The organism is Frateuria sp., from assembly GCF_035944355.1.
Classification (GTDB): Bacteria; Pseudomonadota; Gammaproteobacteria; order Xanthomonadales; family Rhodanobacteraceae; genus Frateuria_A.
The window spans coordinates 252,013-273,488 of record NZ_DASZBH010000010.1 but is presented as its reverse complement, the minus strand read 5'-3'; the positions used below and the strand labels follow the sequence as shown (position 1 = coordinate 273,488).

The window sequence follows — 21,476 nt, the reverse complement described above, 5'->3', positions numbered from 1 at the left end:
CTGCCGAAGGTCACGCCTTCCGCGGTGCCGCGGCGGGCGCACAATCGCAGCCCCACCCCGTAGGAGCCTGACATGCGCACTCTCGTCCTCGCCGCGACGATCGCCCTCGCCCTGCCCGCCGTCCACGCCGTACCTGTCGCCCGCAACGCCGGGCAACAGGCCCAGCCGCCTTATCTCACCGCGGCCATCGACGATCCGGCGCGCCAGGCCGACCGTACCGACGATGCCCGGCGCAAGATCGCGCAGGTGATGGCGTTCGCCCAGGTCAAGCCCGGCGACAAGGTGCTCGAACTGATTCCCGGCAGCGGCTACTTCACCCGCGTGTTCAGCGGGGTGGTCGGCCCCCGCGGCCACGTCTACGCGCTGTGGCCCAACGAATACGCCGCCGAGTCCGAGTCGGACGTGAGCAACCTGCGCAAGCTCGCCAGCCAGCCGCATTACGCCAACGTCAGCGTGCTCACCCAGCCGGCCGCGCAGCTCAGCGCGCCCGAATCGGTGGACGTGGTGTTCACCTCGCAGAACTACCACGACTACCCGGACAAGTTCATGGGGCACGTCGACCCGGTGACGCTGGACAAGCAGGTTTTCAAGGCGCTCAAGCCAGGCGGCGTGTTCGTGGTGATCGACCATGTGGCGCCGGCCGGCTCGGGCATGAGCGACACCGACACGCTGCACCGCATCGACCCGGCCATCGTCAAGCAGCAGGCCGAGTCGGCGGGCTTCGTGTTCGACGGCGAGAGCAGCGCGCTGCGCAATCCGGCCGATCCGCACACCATCAAGGTGTTCGACAAGTCGATCCGTGGCCACACCGACCAGTTCATGTACCGCTTCCGCAAGCCGGCCAAGTGAGGCTGGCCTGGAATGCCGCCTTGGGCGTAGCAAGGCGGCCAAAGGGCGCTTCGACTTCGGCGCTGCGCGCCTACGCTCAGGGCGAACGGTGGAGGAAATGGATACCCGTTCGCCCTGGGCGTAGCGAAGCGAAGTCGAAGGGGCTCTTCGACCCCGGCGCTACGCACCCGCGCCCGAGTGAACGATGGAAGTGACGGCCGGCCCCCGCGTCGGCTGCGCCGGCTGGTCGGTTCCCAGGGCGCATGCCGGCGCTTTCCCACCCGAGGGCAGCACGCTGGAGCGCTACGCGCAGGTGTTCGACTGCGTGGAGATCAACTCCAGCTTCTACCGGCCGCACCGCCCGGCGACCTGGCGCCGCTGGGCCGACAGCGTGCCGGCGCATTTCCGCTTCGCCGCCAAGATGCCCAAGGCGATCAGCCACGAATGCCGGCTGCGCGGCTGCGACGAGGCGGTGGACGCATTCCTCGAGCAGGTAGGCGAACTCCAGGGCAAGCTCGGCTGGCTGTTGCTGCAGCTGCCGCCCAGCCTGGCCTTCGATGCGGCGGTGGCGTTGCCGTTCTTCGAGCACCTGCGCCGCCGCTACCCGGGCGCGCTCGCGTGCGAGCCGCGGCATCCGTCCTGGTTCCGCGCGGGGGTCGATCGTGCGTTGCGCCAGCTGCAGGTCGCCCGCGTGGCCGCCGACCCGGCGCGCGTACCGCGTGCGGCGCTGCCCGGCGGCGATCGCAGCCGGATCTACCTGCGCCTGCACGGCTCGCCGCGGATGTACTACGACGCGTATGCGCCGCAGGTGCTCGAACGCGTGGCCGAAGGGCTGCGGCGCGCACCGGAGGCATGGTGCATCTTCGACAACACCGCGCTGGGGCATGCGACGGGCGATGGGCTTTTGCTGAAGCGGATGCTGGGAGCCCAGGCGGAGGCGCCCCCACCGGCCCTGCGGGCACCTTCCGGCGTGGAACGGGGAAAGAACCGCCGTCGCGGCGCCAGTTAGCCGCATTCACCTGCCCATGCCCGGGCCCCGCCCAGAATGCGGCAAGGCAGCCACGACGGACGACCCATGCCCGAAGGCCCCTCGATCGTCATCCTGCGCGAAGAGGCGGCGCCCTTCACCGGCCGCACGATCCGCCGCGCGGAGGGCAACGCGAAGATCGACATGGACCGGCTCGCCGGCCAGCGCGTCGTCGCCTTCCGCAGCTTCGGCAAGCAGTTCCTGATCGAGCTGCCCGACGTCACCGTCCGCATCCATCTGCTGATGTTCGGCAGCTACCGCATCGACGAGCGCAAGGACGCCGTACCGCGCCTTCGCCTGACGTTCGACGAAGGCGAGCTCAACTTCTACACCTGCTCGGTGCGGCTGCTGGAAGGCGACCTGGACGAGCTCTACGACTGGCGCACCGACGTGATGTCCGCCGCCTGGAACCCGGCGCTGGCCCGCAAGCGCCTGCGCGCGATGCCCGACACGCTCGCCTGCGATGCTCTGCTGGACCAGACCGTGTTCGCCGGCGTGGGCAACATCATCAAGAACGAGGTGTTGTTCCGCATCCGCACGCATCCGCTTTCCACCATCGGCGCGCTGCCGGCGCGCAAGCTCGGCGAGCTGGTGGAACAGGCGCGCCAGTACAGTTTCGAGTTTCTCGAATGGAAGCGCGCCTTTGTGCTGCGCAAGCACTGGCTGGCGCACAACCAGAGCATCTGCCCGCGCGACCACGTGAAGTTCCACCGCGCCTACCTGGGCCGCACCAACCGGCGCAGCTTCTTCTGCGAGCTGTGCCAGCGGCGCTACGTGGACGCCTGAGCCGTGGCTTCGTCGAATCCGCGACGGGTCGTCTATGCCGCGCTGGCCGGCAACCTGGCGATCGCCGTGGCCAAGTTCGTCGCGGCCGGCTTTTCCGGCAGCTCGGCGATGCTCAGCGAAGGCGTGCATTCGCTGGTGGACACCGCCAACGAGCTGCTGCTGCTCTACGGCATGCATCGCGCGGCCAAGCCGCCGGATGCGATCCACCCGTTCGGCCATGGCCGCGAGCTGTACTTCTGGAGCTTCATCGTGGCCCTGCTGGTGTTCGCGCTGGGCGCGGGTGTGTCGCTGTTCGAAGGCGTGGGCCACCTGCGCCGGCCCGATCCGATGAGCGACCCGCTGATCAACTACCTCGTGCTGGGCGTGTCGATGTTGTTCGAAGGCGGTTCCTGGTACGTCGCGCTGCGCGAGTTCCGCGCGGTGAAAGGCGCGATGGGCTACTTCGAGGCCTTCCGCAAGAGCAAGGACCCGAGCACCTTCACCGTGCTGCTGGAGGATTCGGCCGCGCTGATCGGCCTGCTGATCGCTTTTGCCGGCGTGGCCTGCGCACAGGCGCTGGGCATGCCCCGGCTCGACGGCGCCGCATCGATCGGCATCGCCGTGGTGCTGGCGGTGGCCGCGGGCCTGCTCGCGCGCGAGAGCAAGGGCCTGCTGATCGGCGAGCCGGCGCATCCGAAATTGCGCGAATCGCTGCTGGGAATCGCCGCCGCCGACCCGGGCGTGGGCCACGTCAACGGCGTGCTCACCGTGCAGATGGGGCCGCACACGGTGGTCGCCGCGCTCAGCGCCGAATTCGAGGACCGATTGACCACGCCGCAGATCGAGGAGTGCATCAACCGCATCGAGCAGGCGATCAAGTCGAGGCACGCCGAGGTCACGTCGCTGTTCATCAAGCCGCAGACCACCGAGACCTGGCGCGCCCGGCGCCGCGCGATCGAGCGCGCCAACCGGGAGCCGGACTGAGGTGCCGCCATGGCGCAGTTCTCGCTGTTCGACCAGGGCCCGCGGATATTGCTGGACGACGCCAGCGGCAAGGTCGTCTACACCCCCGAACTGGTGCCCGCCACCACCGCCCAGACCTGGTTCGAGCGACTGTTCGAGGACATCGCCTGGCGCGGCGGGCGCCGCCTGATGTACGAGCGCGAGGTGGACGTGCCGCGCCTGCGCGCGCACTTCGACCTCGACGACCCTGCCCTGCCCGCCCCGCTGCACGAGGCGCTGGCGGCCGTGCGCGGCGCGGTGGACGCGCCCTTCACCAGCGTCGGCCTGAACCTCTACCGCGACGAGCGCGACAGCGTGGCGCCGCACAACGACAAGCTGGAGGACCTGGTGCGCGGCCATCCCATCGCGCTGCTTTCGCTCGGTGCCACGCGCGAGATGGTGATCCGCGCCAAGCGCCCTGCGCGGCGCGTGCTGCACATCGACCTGGAAGCGGGCAGCCTGCTGCTGATGGATTACTCCAGCCAGTTCCACTACGACCACGGCATCCCCAAGCAGCGCGCGCCGATGGGGCCGCGGATCAGCCTGGCGTTCCGGGTGCGTCCGCCCGCCCCCTGACGCAGCAGGCCTGCCGGCGGATGACGTCCGGCAGGTTTGCACCCGCACCGGATCGGCGCAGACTCCGGCTCGTGCCGCACTGGAGCATCCGCGATGCCTGGTTCCTGGACACCCGTCGTCTGCCTCGCCACCTGCCTGCTGTCCGGCTGTGCCGCCGGCGCCCTGCCCAGGCAGGCGCCGCCGGCGCCCACGCCCGCGCAGTGGCAGGCCATGCAGATGCGGGCCGCCGACAAGGCCGACGGGATCATGCGCCAGGCCGACACCCGCAAGGACATGCTCGGGCGCTACGAAACCATGGTCGCGGCGGCATCGGTGGGCGACGCCAACCCGGCCTTCCACGTGATCATCGGCCAGTACCTGAGCTGGTACGAGACCTTCATCGGCGACTACCCGAACGCGGCGGCCAACTTCTCGATCCAGGAGCTGTTGCAACCGGGCGACCATCCCTCGCCGCTGGATGGCTCCTCACGGCCGCGCCCTGCCGTCGATGCGATCGCGGAACTGGCGCGCGGCCGCCAGGCGGTGTTCTTCAACGAGGCGCACCACCTGCCGCTCACCCGCACCCTCACCGTGCAGCTGCTGGCCAGGCTGCGCGGCGAAGGCTTCGATACCTTCGCCGCCGAGACGCTCTATGCCAGCGACGACAAGCTGGCCGCGCGCGGCTATCCGGTGCAAGGCACCGGGTTCTACACCGAGGAACCGATCTGCGCGGAAATGGTGCGCACCGCGCTGAAGCTCGGCTATCGCGTGGTCGCCTACGAAGCGCAGTCGGAGGCCAGCGGCGACGCGCGTGAAAGCCGGCAGGCGCACAACCTCTACGAACGCGTCTTCCAGCGCGATCCGCGGGCGCGGCTGGTGCTCGACGCGGGCTACGGGCACATCCAGGAGAGCGGCGTCTACCTGGGCGGGCGGTCGATGGCGGAGTACTTCCACGAGCTCAGCGGCATCGACCCGCTCACGGTGGACCAGGTCGTGCTGGTCCCGCACCCGAACCCGGCGCACGATCATCCCTGGTACGCCGCCGTCGTGCAGGCGCTTTCGCCCACCCGGCCGCTGGTGTTCATGCGCGAGGACGGCACACCGTGGACCCTGCGCGCCGGCTACGACGTCAGCGTGTTCTTCCCGCCGCAGGTCGTGCAGCGCGGGAGGCCGACCTGGCTGGACCTGGGCGGCCTGCGCAAGCGCTACGTCGTGCACGGCAACGAGGTCTGCCGCGGCACGTACCCGTGTCTGGTCGAGGCGCGCTATGCAGGCGAAGGCGACGATGCGATTCCTGCCGACCGCCTCGCCCTCGACCCGCGACCGAGCTACGTGCGCGGCGATGCCGGCCTGCGCCCCACCGCTGGCCTGGAAACCAGCGAACTGTACCTGCGGCCGGGCCGATACCGGCTGGTCGCCACCGACTCGCTCGGGCGCGCGCTGACGCGGCAGAACATCACCGTCGCTGGCGATGCGGGGGGCCAGTGAGCTCCCCGGAGGGAAGAGAACGGGGGTGATGGTTCACGGCTTGCGGGAAACCTTGGCGGTGCCCGCTTGCGGCAGCTCCCGAAAGCAACGCGGCCAAGAAAAAGGGCGGCCCAGGCCGCCCTCTTCCCCGCATCACCGATGGCTTACTTCTTCGAGAACAGGTGCTCGACGCCGCCGCGCTCTTCGCGCAGCTCCTTGTCGGTGGCATCCATGCGGGCGCGCGAGAAATCGTTGATTTCCAGGCCCTGCACGATCGCGTACTTGCCGTCCTTGCAGGTCACCGGGTAACCGTAGATAACGCCCGGGGCGATGCCGTAGGAACCGTCCGACGGGATACCCATCGAGACCCAGTCGCCCTCTGCCGTGCCCAGCGCCCACGAACGCATGTGGTCGATCGCGGCCGAGGCGGCCGAGGCGGCCGAGGAGGCGCCGCGGGCCTTGATGATGGCCGCGCCGCGCTGCTGCACGGTCGGGATGAAATCGTTCTGGTACCAGGCCTGGTCGACCAGCGACAGCGCGCTCTTGCCGTCCACGGTGGCATGGTGCAGGTCCGGATACTGGGTGGAGCTGTGGTTGCCCCAGATGGTGACCTTCTTGATCTGCGTGGTGTGCTTGCCGGTCTTTTCAGCCAGCTGCGAAAGGGCGCGGTTGTGGTCCAGGCGCACCATCGCGGTGAAGCACTTCGGGTCCAGGTCCGGCGCGTTCTGCTGGGCGATCAGCGCGTTGGTGTTGGCCGGGTTGCCGACCACCAGCACCTTCACGTCGCGCTTGGCGTGATCGTTCAGCGCCTTGCCCTGCGGGCCGAAGATGGCGCCGTTGGCCTCCAGCAGGTCCTTGCGTTCCATGCCCGGACCGCGCGGACGGGCGCCCACCAGCAGCGCGTAGTCGACGTCCTTGAAGGCGACGTTGACGTCATCCGTGGCGACCACGCCGGCGAGCGTCGGGAACGCGCAGTCGTTGAGCTCCATCACCACGCCCTGCAGCGCAGGCAGCGCCGGGGTGATCTCCAGCAGGTGCAGGATCACCGGCTGGTCCTTGCCCAGCATGTCGCCGGCGGCGATGCGGAACAAGAGCGCGTAGCCGATCTGGCCAGCGGCGCCGGTGACGGCAACTCGGACGGGGGCTTTCATAAGTTTCTCCGGCAATCGGGAATGGGAAATCGGGAATCGGAAAGGCAGGCGATTCCCGGCGTTACTGAAGTTCGGCGAAGAATTCCTGGATGCGCTTCAGGCCCGGCTCCAGCTGGGCGGTCGGGCAGGTGTAGGAGATCCGCAGCGAACGCGGCTCGCCGAAGGCCGAGCCCGGCACGCAGGCCACGCCCTTGGCTTCCAGCAGCGCCGCGCAGACGTCGACGTCGCTGTTGATCGGCGTGCCGTCGTGCGACTTGCCGAAGGCGACGGAAATGTCCGGGAAGGCGTAGAACGCGCCCTGCGGGCGCGGGCAGATCACGCCCGGGATCGCGCGCAGCGCGGCGACCACGATGTCGCGCTTGGCCGCGAACTCGGCGCACTTGGCCTGCGGCACGTCCTGCGGACCGCTGAAGGCGGCCACCGCGGCGGCGGTGATCACCTCGGGAATGCTGGTGATGTGGTTGGAGTTGAGCGTGGTGACCGCCTTGGCCACCGCTTCGGGGCCCGCCAGCAGGCCCACGCGCCAGCCCGGCATGCCGTAGGTCTTGGACACCGAATCGACGAACACCAGCCGCTCGCGCAGCTCGGGACGCGCGAACACGAAGTTGTGGTAGCCGATCCCGTCGAACACCATCGAGTTGTAGATGTCGTCGGTGATGATCCAGGTGTCCGGGTAGCGCACCAGCACGTCGGCCAGCGCGGCGATCTCCTGGGCCGTGTAGACCATGCCCGTCGGGTTGGACGGGTTGTTGAACAGGAACACCTTCGGCTTGCGCTTGAGCGCCTCTTCCAGCTGCGCCGGCGCGAGCTTGTAGTTCTGCGTGGACGGGCACGGCAGCACGTTGGTCTTGGCGCCGACGATGTCGGCGATGTCGCGGTAGGTGGTCCAGTACGGCGCGGCGAAGCAGATCTCGTCGCCTTCGTCGAGCAGCGCCTCGGCCAGGTTGTACAGCACCTGCTTGGCGCCGATGCCGATGGACAGGTTCATGCGGCCGTAGCCGGAGAAGCCCAGCGCCTCGATGTGCTGCAGGAAGGCATCCAGCAGCGGCTCGGCGCCGCGGTTGCTGCCGTACTGGCCCGAGTCCCGCTCGAGCGACTCGCGCGCGGCGGCGTAGACGTGCTCGCCGGGCAGGAAGTTGGGCACGCCGATGGAGAAGCTGATGATGTCCCTCCCCTGCGCCTTCAACTGCTTGGCCTTCTCGGCGATGACCATGATCGCGCTGGGTTTGGCGCGGCCGACACGCTGGGCGAGCTGGGGCATGGCTTCCTCGGGGTGTGGGGATGAGGCAACCGGAGGATTTTAGCACGCGGGCGAAAAGCGCCCTCTCCCCCCGCAGAGCCGGGGGAGAGGGCGTCGATCAGGCAGGGCTTTCGCTCAGCCGCGCTGGTCGAGCTTCTCGTTCCATTCCTTGACGCGGTCGGCCTGGGCGGCCAGCAGCGCGTCGACGTCGCCCTCGACGGTCACCTTCTCGATGATGTCGCCCTGGCGGATCGCGTTGACCACCTTCTGGTCGTCGCCGCCGACCACCTCGCCGAACACGCTGTGCTTGCCGTCCAGCCACGGGGTCGGGCCGTGGGTGATGAAGAACTGGCTGCCGTTGGTGCGCGGGCCGGCGTTGGCCATGGACAGCACGCCCGGCTTGTCGTGGCGCAGCGAGGGATGGAACTCGTCCTCGAACTTGTAGCCCGGGCCGCCGGTGCCGGTGCCGAGCGGGCAGCCGCCCTGGATCATGAAATCGTTGATCACGCGGTGGAACGACAGCCCGTCGTAGTAGCCCCTGCGTGCGAGATTGACGAAACTCGCGACCGTGACCGGCGCCTTGTCTTCGTGCAGGCGCAAGTGGATCGGGCCGCGGTTGGTGTCGAACGTGACGTTGATGGCCATGGGGTTCCTTCGGAGTGTCCGGGCGAAAAGGCCGGCAAGGATAACGCAGCCGCCGGCCCTCGCCCGTGAACCTTCGAGCTCAGTGCGAGGTCGGCGCTTGGGCGCCCTGCGCCGCGGCAGGCGCCTTCGTGTTCTCGAGCAACTGGCGCAGCTTGAGATAAGCCGCGTTGGTCCAGCCGAAGCCGATCACGTTGGTGGTGTAGCCCGCGGTGATTTTTACGTCCGCATTGCCCTTCACCATGTTGTATTTCTCGCGGATGGTGCCGTCGTGGGCGAAGCCGGTCTCCACGGTGGCCATGAACTTGCGCGCCAGGCGCCCTGCGTCCTGGTGGAAGCCGTAGCTGTCCAGGCCACAGATCGCCAGCCAGTTGGTCGGCGCCCAGCCGAAGGGCTCGTCCCATTGCGCGCCGCTGCTCGCATCGTCCATCGACAGGCCGCCCTTGCGCTCGAACACCGGCAGCTTCCCGGCCAGTGCGGCTGCCTGCTCCTTCGAGGCCAGCCCCGCCCACAGCGGCCAGTAGGTGGTGACGTAGGGCCCGCTGGACGGCTTGCCGGCGACGAAGTCGTAGTCCACGTACATGCCGCGGCTCGGCTGCCACAGGTACTTGTCCATCGCCGCCTTGCGGCGCGCCGCGGCATCGGCCCACTGCTGCGCCTCGGCCACCTTGCCCAGCTGCAGGGCGAGATCGTGCAGGTCACGCTCGTAGCGGTAGAGCAGGCTGTTCAAGCCCACGCCCGCGTAGTGGTGCGTGGCGCCGCCGTAGGGACCGAAGTGGAAGTTGGTGTCGAAGCCCGACTCGCGCATGGCGCGGTCGCCCAGGTAGTAGTCGGCGCTCAGCCGGTAACCCTTGGCCCAGGCGCCTGCGCAGACCTCGGACGCGGCGATGTCGCAACTGCCGGCCTTGAGCTTGGCCGCCTCGGCGGCGTCCGGATGCTCGGAGGCCTTGACCAGGTAGCCGGAGCCCTCCCCGGGATGGGCCAGCACCCATTCGATCACGCCACGGTAGTAGGCGCTGCCGTGCATCTCCGGCACCGGCCCCTGCCCCAGGTCGAAATAGCGCGAAAGCCCCGTGTCACCCGCGCGGTGCTCGGGGCGCGTCCAGATCCGGTAGTTGGACACCACCAGCGGATAGGCATGGACCAGCCAGGCATGCCGTTCGGCCTCGTCCTTGAAGGCGCCGGGCGCGGCCAGCACGTCGGAAACCATGCGGCTCAGGAACGGCGGCTGCGAACGGGTCAGGTAATAGGTGCGGTTGGCGTTGAGCACGCCGCCGTAGTGCTCGACCTCGAACAGCGCGTTGTCGGTCATGTCGCGCGCCAGCGCGTCGCGCCGGTCGGCCAGCAGGCCGAGCTGGATGAAATAGCTGTCCCAGCCGTACATCTCGTTGAACTGGCCGCCGGGCACCACGTAGGGCTTGGGCAGGTAGAGCAGGCCTTCGGCCGGCAGCGCCGCCGGCATCAGTTCGCCCAGGCGCGTGATGCGCCGGGGCAGCGTGCGCACCTCGACCTTGCAGCGCTGCGCCACCTTGTCGATGCCTTCCGGCCTGGCAAGCCCGGCCGGCAGATAGAGCACCGGGCGCGCGTCCATCTTCGGATCGTGCAGCGCCGAACAGTCGTCCAGCGAGCGCGTGAGCGTGTCCCAGGCCTTGTGGATGTAGGCCTGTGTCCTGGCCGGGTCGGGGGTCGCGGCAGCGGCAGCGGAGGAAAGGACGAGCGCCGTGGCGCCGAGCAGGGACACGATCCGCGGGCGGGTCTTCATGGATGGGCTTCCTCTTGCGATGGGGCGAGGTGGCGCTCGAAGAACGCCACGATGGTGCGGTAGGCCTGCTGCGATTCGGGCAGTTCGGGATCGGAGAAGAACGAGTGCCACATGCCTTCCCACACGTGCAATTCGGCCTCGACGCCCGCCTGGGCCAGCAGCGCCTGGCTGTGCACGACCGAGCCCATCGCCATGTCGCGCGTGCCGGTGATCAGCAGCGTCGGCGGGAACTGCTTGAGCAGCGCAGGCGAGAGCCCCGGCTGCACCATGGGGTCGTCCGCGTTCGCGCCCCGGAAGTACGGAAGCGCCAACAGTTGCAGCGGATGCACCGGCACGCCCTGTCCATTGAGCAGCGGCCCCACATAGGCGCTGTCGCCGCCGATCGCGACCAGCGAACCGCAGAAGGTGCCGATCGCACCCGGCACCGGCAGCTTGTGCGCGATGAAGCGCGCCACTGCCTCGCCGGTGAGGATGCCGCCGGCGGAGCAGCCGTAGATGCCGATCTGCTCAGGCCGATAGCGCTTGAGCAGTTCGCGGTAGACCGCCTCGACGTCCTCGCTGGCGGCGGGAAACGCATGCTCGGGGCCTTGCCGGTAGTCGAGCGTGATCACTTCGATCCGGCCTAGGCTGGCGATCGGGATCGCCTCGACCAGCCCGCCGCTGCCCGCGCCCCACAGGAAGGCGCCGCCGTGCAGGTTGATCAGCACGCGATGATGGTTGGCCGGGCTCACGCCCTGCGCGGGCAGCACCGCGTCCGCACCGACGCCGGCGATGGTGACGTGGCGGACGGTTACCGGGTAGAGCTTGCGCATGCGCGCCGCGCGGTCGCTGTTGAGGCGGTCGTAGAAGGCGCGGCTCTGCTCGATCGGCGCATCCAGCGGGGGCGCCTTGGCGCTCGCGGCGAGCATCTTCGGAAAGAACATGCGCGCCTGCGGCGAGGCGAAGGCCGAGTACGGAATGGCCACCGACGCCGCGGTCACCGTGCCGTCGGGCCGCACGTCCTGGCTATCGCTCGCCTGCGCAGCGACGCACGCGAGGCTAAGCAGGCAAACGAGCAGGAACTGGGCAAACCGGAACCCCGCGCCCCTCCCGACATGCAGGGAACCTGGAGCGACGAGACGATCCCGCCGACCTCCTCCCCATCCCTTCGTGCAGGCAAGGACAGGACACCGCTGCCATGCGTTCATGGCGCGCCCTCCACGGGCCGGCGCGTGAGGACGACCTTGCCGTCGCGATCGCGGCCGACGGTGATGTCGTAATACGCGCCGCGCAAGGCGACGTGCGTCAGCGTGAAGGAATGCCACGTGCGCGGCAGCATCGGTGGATAAGCCTGCACCAGTCCTGCCTTTTCGAGGCGCAGCCCGGTGAAGCCGTAGACGATGTTCTGCAGCATGCCGCCCGCGGCGGTGAGGAAGTAGCCGGTGTTGTTGGTGGCGGTTTCGGTACGCACGCCGAACGGCGGCTTGATGACGTCGGCGGTGACGTTGCGCTGGAACCACGCGCCGGCAGCATCGGTGTTGCCCTGTGTGGCAGCGGCGATGGACATCGGCGACAGGCCCATGCTGTTGAGCGGCTGCTGCGAGCGCTCGATCAACTGTGTCGCGTAGTCGAAATCGTTGCGGCGCACGTCGGCGCCCATCGGCACATCCAGCGAGGGATAGGCCAGGGCGGGCACGGCGGTGTCGCCCCATGCGTCGATGTCGTGAGCGACGCCGGGGTCGAAATCGAGGTGGCGCCGGTCCTTTTCGGAGAACGGAATGTACAGGCGCGCGGCCACCTCGGCCCAGTGCGGATCCGCCTGCGCGCCGACCACGGCGGCAGCGGCCGTGGCGATGTCCAGCGCCTTGCGCGCCGACGCGTTGGTGAAGGTGTCATTGGGCACGTCGTTGTACGCCTCCAGCACGGAGGTGACGTGATGGATCTCGTAGCGCTGCTTGGCAGCGACGTAGGTGGCGCGGCTGGCCCAGAAATCGGCGACGTCGCGGATTACCGGCCAGCCGTATTGGGCCAGCCAGCCACGGTCGCCGCTGGCGAGGTAGTACTGCCACTGCGCGATGGCGACATCGGCGTTGACGTGGATCTCGCGTTCGCCCAGCGCATGGGCGGAGTACGGCACCTGCTCGGTTCCGTTCTGCGGATCGGCTTCCCAGGGGAACTTCGCGCCGCGCAGGCCGGCCGCCTTCGCGCGCGCCTCGGCTGCCGGCAGCGTGCGCGCGCGGAAGTTCACCAGCGACTCGGCGCGACGGGGATGCAGCAGCAGCAGCGCCGGAAAGACCCAGGTGTCGCTGTCCCAGAACACGTGGCCGGCGTAACCCCCCGTCATGCCGCAGCCACCGGTCGCCCAGGCGGTACCCGGGGTGGTGTTGGCGAGCAGGTAGTAGAGGTCGGCGTGGACGATGCGCTGCGCCTGGTCGTCGCCATCGATGCGCACGTCCGATTTCCACAGCGCGTGCCAGGCCGCACGGTGCGCGTCGACCAGGTGGGCGAAGCCGTTTGCGCGCGCAGCGCGGGCCAGTGCCAGGTCGTCCGCGGCATTGCCGCCCCAGCCTTCGCGCGAGAAGGCGACGAACTTGGTGAAGGCGTAGCTGTGGCCCTTGCGCACACGCGCCTTCAGGTTGAGTGCGAGGCGATACGGGCTTTTGTGGATGGCGGCGTCGGTAACCGTGAGTCCGGCGGGCAGCCCGACGGTCACAGCCTCGGCCATGCGCAGCCCTTGCTCGGCGCGGCCGTCGAGCTGCAGGGTCAGGCCCTTGGCGTCGCCGGTGGCGCCCAGCACGTGGGTGTCGCCCAGGTACCACATGGCAGCTCGGTCGGGCGTGGACGGTGCGACCGGTTCGATCTTCAGGCCGTGCGCTACCAACGCCTCCGGCATCTCATCGCCGCTTATCCGCCCGAGCGGCAGACGCGGCTGGTGCGGGGCCCAGAGATTCAGCGCGAACGACAGCTGCACCTCGCCATCGAACTCGGGAGTGATGCGCAGCTGCGTGGCGGCGAGGTGCGGTGCGGCCTGGCTGACCAGGGTCGTGACCTCGACCTGGGTGATCCTGGCGCCGTCGACGTAGCGGTAGCGCGTGGTCAGCGTGGCGTCGTGCAGGTTCAGCACCTGGCGGTAGTCCGGGAAATGCGCTTCGTCGAGATTGACTTGGTTGAGCCAGGACTGGCCGGCATGCGTGGGCCCGGTGCTGTAGTCGATCTCGGTCCAGCCGGGAATCGCCGCGGGACGCGAGATGTCGTCCCTGGTGTAGTCCATGAACGCGACGAGCGTGGAAGGGGTGCCCTCCGTGCCGCGCGGCGAGGTCGTGGTCGACAGATAGCCATTGGCTAGTTGACCCGGGAAGTAGCTGGCCCAGTTCTTCGACGAGGCGGCCAGCAGGAAGCCGGTATCGGTGGCGAAAACAGGTGCGGAAAGGACGAGGGCAAGGCAGGCGAGCAGCCGCAGCAGCCATGGACCGGCAGACACGCCGGCCTTTCGGCCTGTCGGCCAGCAAGCCACACAGCGCCCGCTAGCCGCGTCCCCCCTCATGGCGACACCTTGCGCACCAGCCGGACCTTGCCGTCGGCGCCGCGCTCAACCTTGATGTCATAGCGCTGTCCGCGGAAATGCACGCCCTTCAAGGTCAGCCCGTTCCAGCCCGGCGGCAGCACCGGCGCGTACTTCTCGCTCAAGCCCTGATCGTCTATGCGCAGCCCGGTGAGGCCGTACAGCATGCTCTGCAGGAAGCCGGCGGAGGTGGCCAGGATGTAGCCGGCGTTGTTGGCCGCCGTTTCCGTGCGCACGTTGAACGGCGGTTTGAGGAAGCCAACCAGATTGCGATTGATCCAGTCGCCCGCCGCCCGCGCGTCGCCGAGCTCCGCGGCACCGACGGCCAGCATCACCATCATCATCTCGTTCGGATCGTCGCCGTGGCTCTTCAGCGCCTGCAGCTGGAAGTCGAAGTCGTTGCGGCGCACCTGCGGCGTCATCGCCAGGTCCAGGTTGGGATACATCAGCCAGGCCAGCGAGGAGCCCATCCAGGTGATCTTGTCGTGCGGCACCGACTTGTCGAAGTCCAGGTGCCGCTGCTCGGCCTCGTCGAAGGGGATGTACATCTTGGACGCGATCTCGCTCCAGCGCGGGTCGGCCTGGGCGCCCACCAGGTGCGCGGCCTTCACCGCGATCTCGAGCGCCTTGCGCGCGGCGGCGTTGGTGAAAGAGTCGTTCGGTACGTCGTTGTAGGCCTCGTCGGGCGAGGTGACGTGGTGGACCTCGTAGCGGTCGTGCGCCTGGTCGTAGGTGACGCGGCTGGTCCAGAAGGTGGCGATGCCCTGCAGCACCGGCCAGGCCTGCGTCTTCAGCCATTGCGTGTCGCCGGTGGCCAGGTAGTACTGCCATTGCGCGATGGCGATGTCGGCATTGACGTGGACCTCGCGGTAGACCTCCCAGGCGAAGTGCGGCGTGACGTCGACGCCGGTCTGCGGATCGGCCTCCCACGGGTACATGGTGCCGGCCACGCCGTACTGGCGCGCGCGGGCGCGGGCCGGTTCGGTAGTGCGCGCACGGAACGCCACGATCGGCTTGGCGCGCTCCGGGTGCAACAGCAGCAGCGCGGGGAACACCCAGGAATCGCTGTCCCAGAAGGCGTGCCCGGCGTAGTTGGGGGTGAGCGCGCAGGCGCCCATCGGCCAGGCCGTGCCGACCGTGGAGTTGGACAGCAGGTAGTAGAGGTCCGAATGCACGGCCTTCTGCACGGCCGGGTCGCCATCGACCACGATGTCGGACCGCCAGAGGCCGTGCCAGGCAGCCTGGTGCTCGGCCAGCAGGCGGGCGAAGCCGCGCTTGCGCGCGGCGGTCGCCAGCGCGAGCACGTCCTCATCGTTCCCCCAGCCGTCGCGGGTGAGCGCCAGATACTTGGTGAAGTCGTAGCGCCGCCCTTTCTTCAGGGTGGCGGTGATCTCCAGCGACAGCTTCGTGGGCGTCCGCTCGAGCTTCACTTCGTCCGGCTCGAGGCCTTCGGGCAGCGCGAGAGCCGCCGCCTCGGCCATGCCCAGGCCCTGTTGCGCCCTGCCCTTGAGCTGCAGGGTGAGGGCCTTGGTGTCGCCGGCGGTCGAGAGCACCTGCGTGTAACCCGGATACCAGACCGGCGCGCGGTCGGGCGTGGGCACCGGCTTGTTGTCCAGGTTCTGGCCGCTGGCGATCACCGCGGCGATCATCTCCTCGCCTTCCATGCTGGCGATCGGGAAGCGCGGCGCATGTTCGGACCACAGCCTGAGCGGAAAGCTCAGCTGCACCTTGCCGTCGAACTGCGGCGTGATGCTGATGCGCGTCGCGGCGAGGTGCGGCGAGGCCTGGCTGACGAAGCTGGCCACCTGGATGTCGCTGGCCTTGTTCGCGTAGGCGAAACGGTAGCGCGTGGTCAGCGTGGCGTCGCGCATGTCCAGCGTCTGCGCGTAGCCCTGGAAGATGCCCGCGTCCAGCCGCGTGCGGTTGAGCCAGCCGCCGCCGGGGTTGTAGTCGATCTCGCTCCAGCCGGGGATGGCTGCCGGACGCGAGATGTCGCCCGGCTTGTAGTCCATGAAGGCGACCATGTACGCGGCATCGGGCTCGGTGCCGCGCGGCGAGGTCATGGTGGAGAAGTAGCCGTTGGCGAGGTAGCTCGGGAAGTAGCTGCCGAAATCCTTCGCCGTGGCGGTGAACTGGAAGCTCGGATCGGCGGCCAGCACCGGGGCTGCGCCCGACGCCAGCAGGAACACGACCCGGAACAGGAGGACAAGCAGACGGCCAGGCTTCATCGCGCCTCCGACGTGAAGTCAAAAAAAAGCGCCTGTGCCCGCCTCGCGACGGGACACAGGCGATCCGGGTCAAATCAGAAGATGTACTTGACTTGCAGGTTGACCTCGCGACCCTCCAGCGGACGGGCGAGGATCACGCCGGTGGTGCCGGCGGCCGAACCGAAGATGCGGGAGTTGCTCTCGGTCAGGCCCAGCTCGTTGGTCATGTTGGTGCCCTGCAGGCGGATCTGCCAGTTCTGCTGGACGTTGGCGACCACGCCGAAGTCCCAGGTGTGATAGCTGCCCAGCTGCTGCAGGCCGGAGATGTCCTGCGTGTGCGGGCCCACGTGGGTGAAGGTGACGAATGCGAGCACGTCGCCCCAGCTGAACGGGATCTTGTAGCTGGGCGTGAACATGTAGCGCACCTTCGGCTGGCGCTGCAGCTGCACGCCATCGATCAGCGCGCAGCCGTTGCCGGCGACCGGGTTGGTGTACGGCAGGCAGGAGTTGTTGTGCGAGTAGTGGCCATCCAGGTAGTTGCCGACCAGCTGGAACTTGAGGTTTTCGATCGGGCTCCAGGCAGTATTGACGTTCACGCCCTTGGAGTCGGAGCCGTAGGTGCTCTGCGGCCCGTTCGGCACGCCGCCGGCGTCGGTCGGCTGGTAGAGCAGACCGATGAACTGGCGATGGTAGGCGCTGATGTCCAGGAACCACTGCTGGCTCTGGTATTTGAAGCCGCCCTCGAAGTTCTGGATCTTCTGCATCGGCGCCGTGTTGCCCGTGGTGTTGCCGCGGATGCCGTTGTCGAAGTCGTCGAAATGGGCACCCTTGTTGGCGCGGATGTAGACGCTCATGTTGTCGGCGAGCTCGTAGTTCACGCCGAAGGTCCAGGAGGGATGGGTCTTGTCGTAGCGGGTGTGCGCGAAGGTGCCGTTGCACACCGGCACGGCGTTGTCGTACTTGGTGTTGGGATTGCCGTCCAGGTTCTTGTTGGTCAGGTTGCAGACGTCGTTGTAGGCGTTCTGGTTCTCGACGCGCCCGGACAGATCGATCAGCCACTTGCCTGCGCGCCACACGTCGGAAAGGTAGAACGCGCGGTTGTTGGCGACGCCGTGCTGGGCGATGTTGTAGCCGCCGTAGTCGAGGAAGCCCTGGTTGTCGGTCAGGTAGTTGAGGCCGCTGGGGTCGACGTAGGTGACGGTGATCGGCCGCGCGTTGGGCGTGTTGGTCATCAGCATCTGGTTGCCCAGCGCCCACTGGTCGTCCATCGTGTAGTGCGCCAGGTAGACGCCGGCGGTGAGGGTGTTGCCCTCGAAGATTTCCTTGCTCAGGCGGAAATCGTTGTTGACGTTCTTCAGGTGCTTGTGGATGAACCACCAGCCCTGGTGGATCACGCTCTGGTTGGGATCGACCGCGCCGCCGCCGACGTAGGTGGCGGTAGCCGAGCCGGCCGGCAGGTTGAACGCGCCGATCTGGCTCTGGTTGGTGTAGAGCATGTCGTTCATCGTTCCCGGGTTGGTGCCGGAGAACAGCGCATTGGTGTTGACGTCGCCGCCGTCGAGCAGGAACTTGTCCGACAGGTTCCAGCCGTCGCCCAGGTCATAGTCGAAGTTGCCACCGAAGAAGGCGACCTTGGCGCCGCGGCCGTTGCCGAGGTTGGCATCGCGCCCGCCACCGGGATAGCCGGGCAGGAACACGTGCTGGATCGCCTTGCCGTAGTAGGTGTCGGTGAGCGGATCGAATCCCGGGTAGGCGCTGAAATGGTCGGTGCCGCTCTGGATCAGCGGGATCGGCGTGATGAACTGGTTGCGGTCGTTGAGGTAGCGCGCGTACAGCGTCAGCGAGCCGTTGTCGCTGTCGTGGGTCAGCGTGCCGGTGAGCTGGCCGCCCTTGTCCGCCGCGAACTGCGGATCACGCACGCCACTGGACGTGCGGTAGAAGCCACCCACGCTGCCGTACCAGTCCTTGGCCACCGGGAAGCCGACGAAGGCGTCGAAGCGCTTGAGGTCCTCGCTGCCGTAGGTCACGCCGACGCTGCCGGAGGGCACCTCGGTGCCCTGCTTGAGGATGAAGTTTTCGCTGGCGCCGATCTGGCCGTCGGCGAACACCACCGAGGGGCCGCCCTGGATGATCTCGGCGCGGTCGACGGTGTCGTCCAGGCGGAAGATCGAGGTCTGCTCGAAGAACGACAGCGTGGGCATGCCGTACAGCGGCGAGCCCATCATCTGCACCGTGTTGAACGGCGCGTCGCCGCCGCCGGGGAAGCCGGCGATCTCGATGTTGGCGCCGGTCTGGCCGCCGGTGGATTCGGGCCACAGGCCCGGCGCGATCTTCAACAGGTCGGCCGTGCTCTTCGGATTGGCCATGCGGATCTGCTCGGCCGTAGCCGTAGTCACCGTATAGCTGGTGTCGATCTTCTTCAGGCCGCCGGTGGCGGTATTGCCCGTGACCACCACCTGCTCGAGGCTCTTGGCGTTGGCGGCGCTGGGCGGCGCCTTCGCCCTGGATTTGGCCGGCGGCGCGGTGGTCTGCGCCTGGTCGTTTTGCGCCAGCGCAAGGCCAGGCATCAGGCAGGCGGCTATCGCCGCGGATAAGGCCAGTCGCACGTGCTTGTTCATCAGCTTCGCTCCCCAGTCAGGTCGATGTCCGTCCGACGGCGTCAGCTGCCGACAGCAGCTTCGCCGCTTCGCCGTTTTGTTTTGCCCCTACTTTTCCCCAGCTCCTGCGACGATGCGTCGCGGGCCTGGCAATACTTGCCTTGGTGTGACAGCGCTGTCAATTTGCCGTGCAACATGACATCGATGCCCCGAAAAACACCGCCGTTCAGGCCGCCGGAGCGGTGGATTCGCGCAATTCCAGCGAGAACGGCGCCCGCACCATGGCGCCCGGCCCGCGGCCTCGCAGGCTCTCCATCAGCTGCAGGGCGGCGATCCGCCCCATCTCGCGGCTGGGCTGGTGGATGGTGGTGAGCGCGGGCCAGATCTGGCGCGCGATGGGCGTGTCGTCGAAACCACACACCGACACGTCGGCGGGCACCGCGAGGCCGTGCTCGCCGGCCGCCCAGATCACGCCGGCCGCCATGTCGTCGTTGGCGGCGAACACCGCGGTCGGCCCGCGCCCACGCGGCAGCGAGAACAGCCGCCGCGCCGCCGCCACGCCCGAGCCGAAGGAGAAGTCGCCCGCCACTTCCAGTGCGGGATCCCGCGGCAGCCCGGCCTCGGCCAGGGCCTGCCGGTAGCCGGCCAGACGCCACTGGCTGGCGCCATGGTCGGGGTGACCGATCACGTGGGCGATGCGCCGGTGCCCCAGCGACAGCAGGGTCGCCATCATGCGGCGCACCGCCTCCGGCTCGTCGATGAAGGCGCCGATGGTGCCCTTGTGCTCGACCGGCGAAATGCTGGCATACAGCACGCGCCGTTCACGCAGGCGCTGCAGCAGGCCGGGATGGTCGGTGATCGGCGGGGTCAGCACCAGGCCGTCGGGACGATGGTGGGAGATCAGCCGATCGACGCGTTCGACGAAATCCTCCGCACTGACGTGCAGGGGCCGCAGCATCATGCTGTAGTGGTACACGTCGCAGGCTTCCAGCACGCCCGCCTGGATCTCGGTCAGGTAGTTGGACGAGGGGTTGTCGTAGAGCGTGGCGATCAGGAACGAGCGGTTGCTGGCCAGGCTGCGCGCCGACTGGTGCGGGCGGTAGTCCATCGCCGCCATCGCGGCAAGCACCTTCTCGCGCGTGGGCGCACGCACGTTGGCTTCGTCATTGAGCACGCGCGAGACGGTCTTGGGCGATACCCCCGCGGCGCGTGCCACATCTTCCAGGCGTACCCGCATGCGCATCGGTCCCTGCATCGGCGAAAGGCGGTGCTCCCGACTATGCGTGCATTGACGCACCGGGCACAAGACCGTTGCCGAAGCCAGGCGATGCGCTGGCCAGTTCGCTCCCAGGCCGAGCATGGCCGGCGTGAGCGACCGCGCGCCGCGCGGCTGGCCCATCGGCGCGGGTGACTGGGTAGGCCATGGCGCAGCTTCGTACAGATGCGCCCACAGCCGATCCAACGCGGCGTACCCATAGGGCGGCAACGGCGCAGGAAGGCGTCGAGGTGCTGCGCGCGTGGCGCCTTCCAGTACAGCGGCCTGCGGCCCTCGGCGCGCAGCCAGGCGACGTACCGAGGGCAGTACCGCGTGCCGGCGCTGATCGGCGAGGGCCTGCTCAACAAGCAGATCGCCGACCGGCTGGCGATCCAGGAGCGCACGACGAAGGCGCACGTGACGGCGATCTTCGAGAAGCTCGGCGTGCGCAACCGCACACAGGCGGGGCTGTTGTTGCGGTCGCAGGACCCGGGGGAGCGGGCGCGGGTGCCGTAGGCGGTCAGGCCGAGGCAAGGCTTCAGTCCGACAGGACCAACGCCCGCCCGCTACGGAACGCCCTTGCCTGCCCGCTCACCGGATCGACGAACGCCAGCCCGCTCGCCAGCAACTGCAGCGGCCGGCGCAAATCGTCTTCGCTTCGTTCCTGGAGTTCCGGATAGAAGCGATCGTTGCAGATCGGCGCCCCGAGCGAAGCCATGTGCACGCGCAGCTGGTGCTTGCGGCCGGTAAGCGGTTCGAGCGCGTAGCGCCACAGCCGCAAGCCGCGCTCGACCACCTCGATGCGCGTACGGCTGTTCGGCTCGCCCGCCACCTCGCGCATACGGAAGAACGGCTCGCCGGCCTCCAAGCGCGAACGGCGCACACAGGGAAACTCGAGCTGCGGCAATGGCGGCGCCAGCGCCTCGTAGCGCTTGACGATGCGCCGCTCGCGGAACAGCGAAAGGTAGGCATCGCGCGTGGCCGGCTGCGCCGAGAACAGCACCAGGCCGGCGGTGTCGCGATCGAGCCGATGCAACGGCACCAGCGCCGGATTGCCGAGCCGCCGCACCAGCCGCGCGAGCAGCGTCTGCCGCACGTAGCCGCCGGCCGGGATCACCGGCAGGAAGTGCGGCTTGTCGACCACCACCAGGTGCTCGTCCGCATGCAGCACCACTTCCTCGCCGGGAATCGCCGGCTCCTCCACCACCTCGCGGAAGTACCGCACCGGCATGCCGGCGCGGTGAGGCCTGCCTTCATCGATCGGCTGGCCGTGGGCGTCGAGTACGTGTCCGCGGCGCATGCGGTCCTGCCAAAGCGCGCGCTCGATCCGCGGGAAGTGCGCGCACAGAGCATCCAGCACGGTGGCGAAATCGCCGGGAGGCAGATGCAGGGTGCTGGGCGTATCGGCGCGGATCATGCGCCCAGCTTAGCCGCTGC

17 protein-coding genes are annotated in these 21,476 nt (G+C 68.5%); 7 read left to right on the top strand and 10 right to left on the bottom strand.

Annotated features, from left to right (window positions below):
• Window positions 1-72 precede the first annotated feature (72 nt).
• The 6 genes from VGU03_RS08605 to VGU03_RS08580 all read left to right on the top strand — a co-directional run bounded on the left by VGU03_RS08605 (window position 73) and on the right by VGU03_RS08580 (window position 5,665).
• Window positions 73-849, top strand: coding sequence for a class I SAM-dependent methyltransferase (locus VGU03_RS08605; RefSeq protein WP_327479974.1), 777 nt, complete (start codon window positions 73-75; stop codon window positions 847-849).
• Between the two features lie 184 nt (window positions 850-1,033).
• A complete protein-coding gene (locus VGU03_RS08600) occupies window positions 1,034-1,837 on the top strand; it encodes a DUF72 domain-containing protein (protein WP_327479973.1) in 804 nt (267 codons plus the stop codon).
• Window positions 1,838-1,903: 66 nt separating this feature from the next.
• Window positions 1,904-2,641, top strand: a complete 738-nt coding sequence (locus VGU03_RS08595) for a DNA-formamidopyrimidine glycosylase family protein (RefSeq protein WP_327479972.1) — start codon at window positions 1,904-1,906, stop codon at window positions 2,639-2,641.
• A gap of 3 nt (window positions 2,642-2,644) precedes the next feature.
• A complete protein-coding gene (locus tag VGU03_RS08590) occupies window positions 2,645-3,604 on the top strand; it encodes a cation diffusion facilitator family transporter (protein ID WP_327479971.1) in 960 nt (319 codons plus the stop codon).
• A gap of 9 nt (window positions 3,605-3,613) precedes the next feature.
• Entirely contained in the window at window positions 3,614-4,198 is a 585-nt protein-coding gene (locus VGU03_RS08585; RefSeq protein WP_327479970.1) for an alpha-ketoglutarate-dependent dioxygenase AlkB, read from the top strand.
• 93 nt (window positions 4,199-4,291) lie between these two features.
• The gene (locus VGU03_RS08580) at window positions 4,292-5,665 is read left to right on the top strand and encodes a hypothetical protein (protein WP_327479969.1); all 1,374 of its coding nucleotides are present in this window, start codon (window positions 4,292-4,294) and stop codon (window positions 5,663-5,665) included.
• 143 nt (window positions 5,666-5,808) lie between these two features.
• Here VGU03_RS08580 and VGU03_RS08575 read toward each other — a convergent pair whose 3' ends face one another.
• The 9 genes from VGU03_RS08575 to VGU03_RS08535 all read right to left on the bottom strand — a co-directional run bounded on the left by VGU03_RS08575 (window position 5,809) and on the right by VGU03_RS08535 (window position 20,021).
• Entirely contained in the window at window positions 5,809-6,795 is a 987-nt protein-coding gene (locus tag VGU03_RS08575) for a malate dehydrogenase (protein ID WP_327479968.1), read from the bottom strand.
• A 61-nt stretch (window positions 6,796-6,856) separates the two neighbouring features.
• Window positions 6,857-8,056 (bottom strand): pyridoxal phosphate-dependent aminotransferase, encoded by a 1,200-nt coding sequence (locus tag VGU03_RS08570; protein WP_327479967.1) that lies wholly within the window; start codon window positions 8,054-8,056, stop codon window positions 6,857-6,859.
• A gap of 114 nt (window positions 8,057-8,170) precedes the next feature.
• Window positions 8,171-8,680: a peptidylprolyl isomerase gene (locus tag VGU03_RS08565; RefSeq protein WP_327479966.1), complete on the bottom strand. Its 510-nt coding sequence runs from the start codon at window positions 8,678-8,680 to the stop codon at window positions 8,171-8,173.
• Between the two features lie 79 nt (window positions 8,681-8,759).
• On the bottom strand, window positions 8,760-10,439 hold the full coding sequence (locus VGU03_RS08560) for a trehalase family glycosidase (protein WP_327479965.1): 1,680 nt from the start codon (window positions 10,437-10,439) through the stop codon (window positions 8,760-8,762).
• Window positions 10,436-11,437, bottom strand: coding sequence for an alpha/beta hydrolase (locus VGU03_RS08555; RefSeq protein WP_327479964.1), 1,002 nt, complete (start codon window positions 11,435-11,437; stop codon window positions 10,436-10,438). Before VGU03_RS08555 ends, VGU03_RS08560 begins: the two co-directional genes overlap by 4 nt.
• A 185-nt stretch (window positions 11,438-11,622) precedes the next feature.
• Complete coding sequence (locus VGU03_RS08550; RefSeq protein WP_327479963.1) at window positions 11,623-13,899, bottom strand: glycoside hydrolase family 65 protein; 2,277 nt, start codon at window positions 13,897-13,899, stop codon at window positions 11,623-11,625.
• Window positions 13,900-13,958: 59 nt separating this feature from the next.
• Window positions 13,959-16,208 (bottom strand): glycosyl hydrolase family 95 catalytic domain-containing protein, encoded by a 2,250-nt coding sequence (locus VGU03_RS08545; RefSeq protein WP_327479962.1) that lies wholly within the window; start codon window positions 16,206-16,208, stop codon window positions 13,959-13,961.
• 74 nt (window positions 16,209-16,282) lie between these two features.
• The gene (locus tag VGU03_RS08540; protein WP_327479961.1) at window positions 16,283-18,805 is read right to left on the bottom strand and encodes a TonB-dependent receptor; all 2,523 of its coding nucleotides are present in this window, start codon (window positions 18,803-18,805) and stop codon (window positions 16,283-16,285) included.
• 205 nt (window positions 18,806-19,010) lie between these two features.
• Window positions 19,011-20,021, bottom strand: a complete 1,011-nt coding sequence (locus VGU03_RS08535) for a LacI family DNA-binding transcriptional regulator (protein ID WP_327479960.1) — start codon at window positions 20,019-20,021, stop codon at window positions 19,011-19,013.
• Between the two features lie 351 nt (window positions 20,022-20,372).
• Between VGU03_RS08535 and VGU03_RS08530 the strand changes: the two genes are divergently transcribed.
• Entirely contained in the window at window positions 20,373-20,555 is a 183-nt protein-coding gene (locus VGU03_RS08530) for a helix-turn-helix domain-containing protein (RefSeq protein WP_414655951.1), read from the top strand.
• A 22-nt stretch (window positions 20,556-20,577) separates the two neighbouring features.
• Here the strand turns inward: VGU03_RS08530 and VGU03_RS08525 are convergent, their stop codons facing one another.
• Window positions 20,578-21,456: a pseudouridine synthase gene (locus tag VGU03_RS08525; protein WP_327479959.1), complete on the bottom strand. Its 879-nt coding sequence runs from the start codon at window positions 21,454-21,456 to the stop codon at window positions 20,578-20,580.
• Between the last annotated feature and the right edge of the window lie 20 nt (window positions 21,457-21,476).